This window comes from Mesorhizobium sp. M3A.F.Ca.ET.175.01.1.1, from assembly GCF_004791945.1.
GTDB lineage: Bacteria > Pseudomonadota > Alphaproteobacteria > Rhizobiales > Rhizobiaceae > Mesorhizobium.
The window spans coordinates 1-316 of record NZ_SRTP01000263.1; the positions used below are offsets into that span (position 1 = coordinate 1).

At 63.6% G+C, this 316-nt stretch carries 1 pseudogene; it reads right to left on the reverse strand.

The features are described from left to right. Positions 1-304: pseudogene (locus tag EN818_RS31580) on the reverse strand (homoserine dehydrogenase); the annotation flags it as partial. Between the last annotated feature and the right edge of the window lie 12 nt (positions 305-316).

A 316-nucleotide genomic window follows, 5' to 3' on the forward strand; every position in this document is an offset into this window, starting at 1 on the left:
CCAGGCTGGCGTCGTTTGTCACCGCTACCTTGCCGGCCTCCATGGCAGCGGTCATCGCCGAAGCGTTCGACACTTCGCGGGCATGGCCGGTTTCCTGGAAGGCGATGTCCACCGCCTTGCTGGCGGCGGGGAGGTTCAGTTCTGAAATGGCGCCGATCTCGATGCCGGACATATGCGCGACGCGGGTGACGATGTCGGTTCCCATTTCGCCGGAGCCGATCAGGCCGATGCGGATGGGCTTGCCGGACTTGGCGCTTTCCTGGAGGTCACGGGCGAGGCCCGTCAACGAAATATTGGAAGCCATGCCGCTTATTCC